Source organism: Streptomyces novaecaesareae (genome assembly GCF_000716875.1).
Lineage (GTDB): Bacteria > Actinomycetota > Actinomycetes > Streptomycetales > Streptomycetaceae > Kitasatospora > Kitasatospora novaecaesareae.
This window is the reverse complement of the sequence record NZ_JNWQ01000142.1, coordinates 1-9,258: the sequence shown is the minus strand read 5'-3', so window position 1 is coordinate 9,258 and position 9,258 is coordinate 1. Positions and strand designations below refer to the sequence as shown.

Genomic DNA, 9,258 nt, shown 5'->3' with positions numbered 1-9,258 from the left:
GCATACGAGATTTCTGCCTGTCTCGTGGGCTCGGAGATGTGTATAAGAGACAGCCCCACGACGCCCCACAGCGGCCCCGAAGCCCCCGCCTACCCCCCGTACCGGTGCTTGAGGTTCGGGTCGTCCAGCCACCACGGCCGCATCCCCGTCTCCTCCTCCTCGGCCCGCCCCTCGGCTCGCGCCTCCGCGGCCGCCGCCTCGAAGCGGGCGTCCAGCTCGGCGTCCACGGCCTTGATCTCCTCCCGCCCCTGCACCACCATCCGCCGCACCAGCGCGGCCAGGAAGGGCAGCCCGACCAGGTCCCCCAGGACCCAGAACGCGTTGCCGCCCCAGGTCTGGTCCTGCGCCAGGCTCGGCCCCCACGGCCGCCCGAGCGCCACGTAGTAGTGCTCGGCGACCAGGTGGCCGCCGTAGATCAGCACGATCCCGAGCCCCGCGTCGAAGATCACCTCGGCGAAGGTGATGAACAACCCGACCAGGTGCGGGTACTCGTGCCCGACCGGGTCGAGCTGCAGCCGCGGCCAGAAGTAGGCGAGGCCGAGCAGCACCAGCACCAGGTGCAGCAGCACGTTGCCGAACGCGCTGGACACCGACTCCTCGTACCAGGGCGTGAAGTAGAGCAGCCACGGCGGCGCCATCAGCAGCGCGGTCGAGACGGCCGGGAACATCAGCACCTTGGACGGCCGGCTGCGCAGCGCCCGCAGGATCCGCTCCCGCCGGGCCGGCGGCGCGGCCGCGACCAGCAGCGAGACGGGCGCGCCGAGCGCGAGCAGCAGCGGGACGACCATCAGCAGCAGCACGACCTGTACGGCACGGTCGGCGAAGAGGATCCGCTCGTACACGCCGAGGCCGGAGCAGGTGCACCAGATCCACAGCAGCAGTCCGCCGAGGAAGGCGGCGGTGCGGGTGGGCTGCCAGCGTTCGCCGCCGGACCGGTGGACGGTGCGCACCGCGGCCAGGTACCAGGCGCCGAGCAGCACCGAGAGGGTGAGCACCAGCGGTTCGGCCGTCCAGGAGGTGGCCAGGTCGGACCACTGCCACGGCGGCGGCCCGTGGTACGCGAGCACGGAGACCGCGCCGTCCACCGCGCCGTTCATCCGTTCGCTCACCTCGCTCGCACCCCGCTCGAACCTCGCTCGAACCCGCCGCCGCCCAGGGCGGCGGACCTCGTCCGCACCACCGCCGGCGAAGCGCACGGCGGGCGCCCCGGCGGAGGCCGCGGCGCCCGGCCATGATGCCGCCGCGCCACCGGCCCGCCGCAGCCGGGGCCCGCCTCTATACCCGGGCCTGAACAAAGCTTTACCTGCCGCCAACAAAGCTTTGCCCAGGCAAAGTTCCGGTCTCGGAGCCGCTCCGTTCGCAACCACGGCGAAGACACAAACGTCTGGCAGGATGCCCGACGGCGATACCCGCCACGTGGGTGACAAGGGGACGACAAGAGGTGCGAAGCACTGCACGCGGCGAGGGCCGCCGGCTGGCCACGCGCCACCGCAACATCGAGCTGGGCCTGTTGGCGCTCGCGGTGGCCGTCTGTCTGGCCGGACACATCGACGCCGACCTGGCGCTGACCGGCAAGATGCCGCCCGGGCTGCTGGTGCACGGCCTGGCGCTGGGCGCCCTGGCCGGGGCGGCACATCTGGCGGTGCGCCGGTTCGCGCCGTACGCGGACCCGCTGATCCTGCCGCTGGGCGTGTTCCTGACCGGCTTCGGGCTGATGCTGCTGGACCGGCTGGACATCAGCTACAAGGCCGCGCACGCCGCCAAGGGCGACTACCAGAAGCTGCCGGCCGCGCCCTCCCAGCTGATGTGGGTGTTCATCTCGGTGGCGGCGGCGATCGCGCTGATCGTCTTCGTCAAGCACCACCGCTTCTTCCAGCGCTACGTCTACCTGTTGATGGCGGGCGCGCTGATCCTGCTGGCCGCGCCGGTGGCCTCCCCGGGCGACAGCTTCGGCGCCAAGCGCTGGATCAAGCTGGGCGGGCTCTCCTTCGAGCCGGACGAGTTCGTGAAGGTCGCGATCACGATCTTCTTCGCGGGCTACCTGATGGCCTCCCGGGACGCGCTCGCACTGGCCGGCCGCAAGGTCTGGGGGATGACCCTGCCGCGCGGCCGGCACGCCGGGCCGGTCCTGGCGATCTGGGTGGTCAGCCTGCTGGTGCTGATCTTCGAGCGCGACCTGGGCACCTCGCTGATCTTCTTCGGCGTCTTCATCGTGATGCTGTACGTGGCGACCGAGCGCACCAGCTGGGTGGTGCTCGGCCTGCTGATGGCGGTCGGCGGCGCGGCGGTGGTCGGCACCGTGGAGCCGCACGTGCACGGCCGCGTCGAGGCCTGGCTGCACCCGCTGGACTACTACAAGCCGGTGCACGACAAGGCGATCTCCGAGCAGCCCGCCGAGGCGCTGTTCAGCCTCGGCACCGGGGGCATGACCGGGACCGGCCTGGGCTCGGGCCGGCCCTGGCTGATCGGCTTCGCCGGGCGCAGCGACTTCATCTTCACCACGATCGGCGAGGAGCTGGGCCTGGCCGGGGTGACGGCCGTACTGCTGGTCTACGTGCTGCTGATCCAGCGCGGCCTGCGCACCGCCGTCGGCCTGACCGACCCGTTCGGCAAGCTGCTCGCCACCGGGCTGGCGGCGGCGCTGGCGCTCCAGGTCTTCGTGGTCGTGGGCGGGGTGAGCGGGCTGGTCCCGCTGACCGGCAAGGCGCTGCCGTTCCTGGCGGCCGGTGGTTCGTCGCTGCTGGCGAACTGGCTGATGGTCGCGCTGTTGATCAAGCTGAGCGACTCCTCCGGACGGACCGCCCTGGAGCCGGCCCAGCCCTCCCCCGAGCCGCTCCCGGTCCAGGCCCAGTCCCAGGCCCAGCCCCGCCCGGCGACAACGGCCGACCCGACGCCCGCGAGCCCGACGCCCACGGGCCCGACCCCCACGGGCCCGACGCAGACCCCGACCCCGACGGCGCCCACCGCCCCGACTCCCGCCGACCCGCAGCCCTTCACACCGCCGGCATCGGATCCGTCCGCCCCCACCGAGCTGCGCCCCTCGTTCGGGCACACCCCCGCCGCACCGCAGTACGGCCACCCCCCGCACCCGTCGGCCACCTGACCGTCCGGCACGGCACAGCCGCCGCACAGCAGACAGGGCCTCTCCCGCACCCGCGGGAGAGGCCCTCTCCGTGTGTTCTCCGCAACCTACCGCTGCTCCCACGGCGGCCGGGGCGGCCGCGGCGGGTACCCCGGCGCCGGTTGCCCGGGAGGCCCCGAGAGCCCCGGCGGCACCGGCGACGGCCCGACAGGCCCTGCAGGCCCCGACAACCCCGGCGGCACCGGCGACGGCCCCGCAGGCCCCGACGACCCCTCGGACCCCGACGGCGGCCCGGTCGGCCGGTCGCTGTCCGGCGGCGGCGGGGCGGGCCGGTGGTGCGGCCCGCCGCGGGCGGTGAGGCGGCCACGCACGTTCTCGGCGGCCAGCACGTCGGCCCACCGCTCCGGGTACTCGGACGGCACGTCGACGTCCTCGCCCTCGTCCTCGCCCCACTCCTCCTCGACGCCCTCGGCGAGCTCGAGTACGCGGGCCCGCCGGGCCCGTTCCACGGCCCGCCGGGCGGCGACCTCGCGGACCACGGCGGCTGCGGCCTCCTCATGGGCCCGCTCGTTCTCGGCGCGCGCGTCGGCCGTCTCCAGGGTGGGCCAGCGGCGGTCTATCGCGGCGTTCATCGCGGCGCCGATGAGCACCGCGAGCGCCACCACGAAGATCCACAGCAGTACGGCCACCGGCGCCGCCAGCGAGCCGTACACCGAGGGGCCCTCGACCGAGCTGACCAGGTAGACCCGCAGTCCGACGCTGCAGAAGACCAGCACCACCAGGGCGACCAGGGCGCCGGGGATGTCCTCGCGCCACGGGGTCGAGACCGGCACGGCCAAGTGGTAGAGGGTGGTCAGCGACACGGTCAGCAGCGCGATCGCGACCGGCCAGTAGAGGGCGCCGATCAGCCCGGCCGACCCCGGTACCGCGTTCTCCAGCAGCCCCGGCCCGAGAATCAGCAGCGGCAGCACCAGCGAGCCGATCACCAGCGCGCCGAAGTAGAGGCCGAGCGACATCAGCCGGGTCTTGACGATGCCCCGCTTGCCGTCGAGCCCGTACATGACGGTGATGGTGTCGATGAAGATGTAGAGGGCCCTGGAGCCGGACCACAGGGACAGCAGGAAACCGATCGAGACGAGGTCGGGCCGGGTGCGGTCGAACACCCCGTCCAGCAGCGGGACCACGACCTCCTTGACGGAGGAGTCCGACAGCACCGTCCCGGAGGCCGAGAGGATGCTCTTCTTGAACCCGGCGATGGTGCCCTCGCCGACGAACTCGTCCAGGTAGCCGAGGGTGCCGGCCAGCCCGAGCAACAGCGGCGGGATCGACAGCAAGGTGAAGAAGGCCGCCTCCGCCGCCAGCCCGGTCACCCGGTACTCGACGCAGGTGTTGGTGGTGTCCTTGATCAGCTCCCACGCCGTGCGGGGCCAGATGGCCCGTTTGGCCGCGCGCCGGGAGCCCTTGCCCCGGCGCCGGGAGGGCCGCTCGGGGTCCGGTCTGCTCGTATCGCCTGCTGCTTGCACAGGGCTAACGGTATCGGGCCGGGGCCCGCGGGTTGATCTCCCCCGGGCGCGGGCGATCGATCTCCCCCGGGCGCGGACGGTTGATCTCCCCGGGAGTGGGCGCGTGACCGGACAACCCGCCCGGGAGCGGCGGGAACCTCCGGCCGTCCCACATGACGAAACCTCAGCGTCCAGCATGCGGATGTTAGTGGACCGCGAGTCCCGCCCCGTGCGAATCTCTTGCCATGCCTAGCGCCGGAACCACCCTAGTAGGTCGACTCCACGTCGATCTCCTTCGCGTGTCCAGCGCCATCTGTCCGGTGACCTGAGCCCCACCCCGCCGCACCACCGCACCCGGCGCCACCCTTCCCGCCATCCCGGTCGAAGCGGATGCGCAGGCGCCCGCCCGGCCTCGGTCACTGCCCTCCCGGTCCTGAGAAAACCCGCAGGTCAGAGCAGCACCGCACGGCTGAGCACGCATCGCGACCCTCCCGGCACCAGCGCCACCTGCCCCGAAGGACTTCACCATGGCCACCTCCCCCGAGACCGCCGAGCCCACGGCCGACCGTGCCGCCGCGAGCCGCCCCGCCGCGGCCCGCAAGGTGACCCGTCACCGCGGTGAGGGCCAGTGGGGCATGGGCCACTTCACTCCTCTGAACGCCAACGAGCAGTTCAAGAAGGACGACGACGGTCTCAATGTGCGGACACGTATTGAGACGATCTACGCGCACCGCGGCTTCGACTCGATCGACCCCGCCGACCTGCGCGGCCGGATGCGCTGGTGGGGCCTCTACACCCAGCGCAAGGAAGGCATCGACGGCGGCAAGACCGCGATCCTGGAGCCGCACGAGCTGGACGCCGAGTACTTCATGCTCCGGGTCCGCATCGACGGCGGCCGGCTGACCATCCCCCAGCTGCGGGCGATCGCCGAGGTCTCCGAGCAGTACGCGCGCGGCACCGCCGACCTGACCGACCGCCAGAACATCCAGTACCACTGGATCCGGATCGAGGACGTCCCGGCGATCTGGCAGAAGCTGGAGGCCGTCGGCCTGTCCACCACCGAGGCCTGCGGCGACACCCCCCGCGTCATCCTCGGCTCCCCGGTGGCCGGCATCGCCGAGGACGAGATCATCGACGGCACCCCCGCCATCGAGGAGATCCAGCGCCGCTTCATCGGCAACAAGGACTTCTCCAACCTGCCGCGCAAGTTCAAGTCCGCGGTCTCCGGCTCCCCGCAGCTGGACGTCGCGCACGAGATCAACGACATCGCCTTCGTCGGCGTGGTCCACCCCGAGCACGGGCCCGGCTTCGACCTGTGGGTCGGCGGCGGCCTGTCCACCAACCCCAAGCTGGGCGTGCGGCTGGGCGCCTGGGTGCCGCTGGACGAGGTCGCCGACGTCTACGGCGGCGTCATCGGCATCTTCCGCGACTACGGCTACCGCCGCCTGCGCAACCGCGCCCGGCTGAAGTTCCTGGTCGCCGACTGGGGCGTGGAGAAGTTCCGCCAGGTCCTGCAGGACGAGTACCTCAAGTACGAGCTGATCGACGGCCCCGCCCCCGCCGAGCCCGCCGCCCGCTGGCGCGACCACGTCGGCGTCCACCGGCAGAAGGACGGCAACTTCTACATCGGCTTCGCCCCGCGCGTCGGCCGGGTCGACGGCAAGCTGCTCGGCCGGATCGCCGACCTCGCCGCCGCGCACGGCAGCGACCGGGTGCGCACCACCGCCGAGCAGAAGATGCTGATCCTCGACATCGCCGAGGAGCACGTCGACTCGGTGGTGGCCGGCCTGGAGGAGCTGGACCTGCGGGTCACCCCCTCGCCGTTCCGCCGCGGCACCATGGCCTGCACCGGCATCGAGTACTGCAAGCTCGCCATCGTCGAGACCAAGGAGCGCGGCCGTACGCTCATCGACGAGCTGGAGCAGCGCCTGCCCGACTTCGCCGAGCCGCTGACCATCAACATCAACGGCTGCCCGAACGCCTGCGCCCGCATCCAGGTCGCCGACATCGGCCTCAAGGGCCAGCTGGTCACCGACGAGAACGGCGAGCAGGTCGAGGGCTACCAGGTGCACCTCGGCGGCGCGCTGGGCCTGGAGGCCGGGTTCGGCCGCAAGGTCCGCGGCCTCAAGGTCACCAGCGCCGGTCTGCCCGAGTACGTCGAGCGCCTGCTGACCCGCTACCAGGCCGACCGCACCGAGGGCGAGCGCTTCGCCCAGTGGACGGCCCGGGCGACCGAGGAGCAGCTGTCATGAGCGAAAGAGCAGCCCCCTTCTTCTGCCCCTACTGCGGGGACGAGGACCTGCGCCCCTCCGAGGCCGGACACGGCGCCTGGGAGTGCCACGGGTGCCGCCGCGCCTTCCAGTTGAAGTTCCTCGGCCTGCTGTCACCGACCAACCACGGGGGGACGTCCCATGAGCAGCACCGCGACTGACCACGAGGCGGCCGCCGTCCGGGCCGGCCGCGAGCTGGAGGAGGCGACCGCGCAGGAGATCCTGGCCTGGGCCGCCGACACCTTCGGCAAGCGGTTCTGCGTCACCTCCTCCATGGAGGACGCGGTCGTCGCCCACCTCGCCTCCTCGGTGCTCCCCGGCGTGGACGTGGTGTTCCTGGACACCGGCTACCACTTCCCGGAGACCATCGGCACCCGCGACGCGGTGGCCGCGACCATGCCGGTCAACGTCATCACGCTCACCCCGCTGAAGACCGTCGCCGAACAGGACGCCGAGTACGGGCCGCACCTGCACGACCGCGACCCGGACCTGTGCTGCTCGCTGCGCAAGGTCGAGCCGCTGAACCGCGGCCTCGGCGGGTACGACGCCTGGGCCACCGGCCTGCGCCGCGACGAGTCGCCGACCCGGGCGAACACCCCGGTGGTGTCCTGGGACCCGAAGCGCCGCAAGGTCAAGATCGCCCCGATCGCCCGGTGGACGCAGGAGGACGTGGACGCCTACGTCGCCGCCAACGGCGTGCTGCTCAACCCGCTGCTGTGGGAGGGCTACACCTCGATCGGCTGCTCGCCGCTGTCCTGCACCCGCAAGCCCGCCGAGGGCGAGGACGCCCGGGCCGGCCGCTGGTCCGGCTCCGGCAAGACCGAGTGCGGCATCCATCTCTGACATACCGTCAACTACCGCTGATCGTAAGGAAGAACACCGTGACAGCTCACACCCTGGCCGCCGACGGAGCCGCAGAGGCGGCCCCCGCGGCCGCCCCCTGCGAGCGCGGCGCCACCGTGTGGCTGACCGGGCTGCCGAGCGCCGGCAAGACCACGCTGGCCTTCGCCCTGGCCGAGCGGCTGCGCGCCGAGGGCCACCGGGTCGAGGTCCTGGACGGCGACGAGATCCGCGAGTTCCTCTCCAAGGGCCTCGGCTTCTCCCGCGAGGACCGGCACACCAACGTCACCCGGATCGGGTTCGTCGCCGAGAAGCTCGCCGCCAACGGCGTCAAGGTGCTCGCCCCGGTGATCGCCCCGTTCGCCGACTCCCGCGCTGCCGTGCGCGACCGGCACGCCGCGGCCGGCACCGAGTTCCTGGAGATCCACGTCGCGACCCCGGTCGAGCTGTGCGCCGAGCGCGACGTCAAGGGCCTGTACGCCAAGCAGGCCGCCGGGGAGATCTCCGGTCTCACCGGCGTGGACGACCCGTACGAAGCCCCGCAGAGCCCGGAGCTGCGCCTGCAGACGCAGGGCCGCGCGGTCACCGAGTCCGCCGCCGAACTGCACGCCTTCCTGACCGAAAGGGGCCTCGCGTGACCACCGTGACCCAGAACGAGGTCCACACCGAGGACACCCCCTTCGCGCTGTCCCACCTGGACGCGCTGGAGGCCGAGTCGGTGCACATCTTCCGTGAGGTCGCGGGGGAGTTCGAACGCCCGGTGATCCTCTTCTCCGGCGGCAAGGACTCCATCGTCATGCTGCACCTGGCGCTCAAGGCCTTCCACCCGGCGCCCGTCCCCTTCTCCCTCCTGCACGTCGACACCGGGCACAACTTCCCCGAGGTCATCGCCTACCGCGACCGGACCGTCGCCGAGCACAACCTGCGCCTGCACGTCGCCCACGTCCAGGACTTCATCGACGACGGCCGGCTGCGCGAGCGCCCGGACGGTACCCGCAACCCGCTGCAGACCGTGCCGCTGCTGGACGCCATCGAGACCAACCGCTTCGACGCGGTCTTCGGCGGCGGCCGGCGCGACGAGGAGAAGGCGCGCGCCAAGGAGCGCGTCTTCTCGCTGCGCGACGAGTTCGGTGCCTGGGACCCGCGCCGCCAGCGCCCAGAGCTGTGGTCGCTCTACAACGGCCGGCACGCGGTCGGCGAGCACGTGCGGGTCTTCCCGCTGTCCAACTGGACCGAGCTGGACGTCTGGCAGTACATCGAGCGCGAGGGCATCGAGCTCCCGGAGATCTACTACGCGCACGAGCGCGACGTCTTCTCCCGCAGCGGCATGTGGCTGACCGCCGGCGAGTGGGGCGGCCCCAAGGACACCGAGCCGGTCGAGCGGCGGCTGATCCGCTACCGCACCGTGGGCGACATGTCCTGCACCGGCGCCGTCGACTCCGACGCCACCACCATCCAGGCCGTCATCGCCGAGATCGCCGCCAGCCGCCTCACCGAGCGCGGCGCCACCCGCGCCGACGACAAGCTGTCCGAGGCCGCGATGGAAGACCGCAAGCGCGAGGGG

At 72.3% G+C, this 9,258-nt stretch carries 9 protein-coding genes; 7 read left to right on the top strand and 2 right to left on the bottom strand.

Annotation, left to right across the window (positions count from 1 at the left end):
- Positions 1–89: 89 nt before the first annotated feature.
- Complete coding sequence (locus OP86_RS31385) at positions 90–1,109, bottom strand: cytochrome c oxidase assembly protein (RefSeq protein WP_157849894.1); 1,020 nt, start codon at positions 1,107–1,109, stop codon at positions 90–92.
- Positions 1,110–1,441: 332 nt separating this feature from the next.
- Here OP86_RS31385 and OP86_RS31380 point away from each other — a divergent pair, with 332 nt between their 5' ends.
- On the top strand, positions 1,442–3,103 hold the full coding sequence (locus OP86_RS31380; protein ID WP_234435107.1) for an FtsW/RodA/SpoVE family cell cycle protein: 1,662 nt from the start codon (positions 1,442–1,444) through the stop codon (positions 3,101–3,103).
- 86 nt (positions 3,104–3,189) lie between these two features.
- Here OP86_RS31380 and OP86_RS31375 read toward each other — a convergent pair whose 3' ends face one another.
- Positions 3,190–4,605 (bottom strand): YihY/virulence factor BrkB family protein, encoded by a 1,416-nt coding sequence (locus OP86_RS31375; RefSeq protein ID WP_324604113.1) that lies wholly within the window; start codon positions 4,603–4,605, stop codon positions 3,190–3,192.
- A 224-nt stretch (positions 4,606–4,829) separates the two neighbouring features.
- Between OP86_RS31375 and OP86_RS39080 the strand changes: the two genes are divergently transcribed.
- The 6 genes from OP86_RS39080 to cysD all read left to right on the top strand — a co-directional run.
- Positions 4,830–4,913, top strand: coding sequence for a putative leader peptide (locus OP86_RS39080; protein WP_310593185.1), 84 nt, complete (start codon positions 4,830–4,832; stop codon positions 4,911–4,913).
- Positions 4,914–5,111: 198 nt separating this feature from the next.
- Positions 5,112–6,836, top strand: a complete 1,725-nt coding sequence (locus tag OP86_RS31370; RefSeq protein WP_030060858.1) for a nitrite/sulfite reductase — start codon at positions 5,112–5,114, stop codon at positions 6,834–6,836.
- Positions 6,833–7,015, top strand: a complete 183-nt coding sequence (locus tag OP86_RS31365) for a hypothetical protein (RefSeq protein ID WP_030060859.1) — start codon at positions 6,833–6,835, stop codon at positions 7,013–7,015. Before OP86_RS31370 ends, OP86_RS31365 begins: the two co-directional genes overlap by 4 nt.
- The gene (locus tag OP86_RS31360; RefSeq protein ID WP_030060860.1) at positions 6,996–7,697 is read left to right on the top strand and encodes a phosphoadenylyl-sulfate reductase; all 702 of its coding nucleotides are present in this window, start codon (positions 6,996–6,998) and stop codon (positions 7,695–7,697) included. The genes OP86_RS31365 and OP86_RS31360 overlap by 20 nt, the downstream gene beginning before the upstream one ends.
- Before the next feature lie 53 nt (positions 7,698–7,750).
- On the top strand, positions 7,751–8,332 hold the full coding sequence (gene cysC, locus OP86_RS31355) for an adenylyl-sulfate kinase (protein ID WP_051831092.1): 582 nt from the start codon (positions 7,751–7,753) through the stop codon (positions 8,330–8,332).
- A 5-nt stretch (positions 8,333–8,337) separates the two neighbouring features.
- The coding region (cysD, locus tag OP86_RS31350; RefSeq protein WP_030260698.1) for a sulfate adenylyltransferase subunit CysD at positions 8,338–9,258 on the top strand (921 nt) is incomplete at its 3' end.

Bases quoted from the DNA above. Each gene is read 5' to 3' on its own strand.
- OP86_RS31365 (WP_030060859.1), top strand. From the start codon at position 6,833: ATGAGCGAAAGAGCAGCCCCCTTCTTCTGCCCCTACTGCGGGGACGAG.
- OP86_RS31370 (WP_030060858.1), top strand. From the start codon at position 5,112: ATGGCCACCTCCCCCGAGACCGCCGAGCCCACGGCCGACCGTGCCGCC.
- OP86_RS39080 (WP_310593185.1), top strand. From the start codon at position 4,830: ATGCCTAGCGCCGGAACCACCCTAGTAGGTCGACTCCACGTCGATCTC.
- OP86_RS31360 (WP_030060860.1), top strand. From the start codon at position 6,996: ATGAGCAGCACCGCGACTGACCACGAGGCGGCCGCCGTCCGGGCCGGC.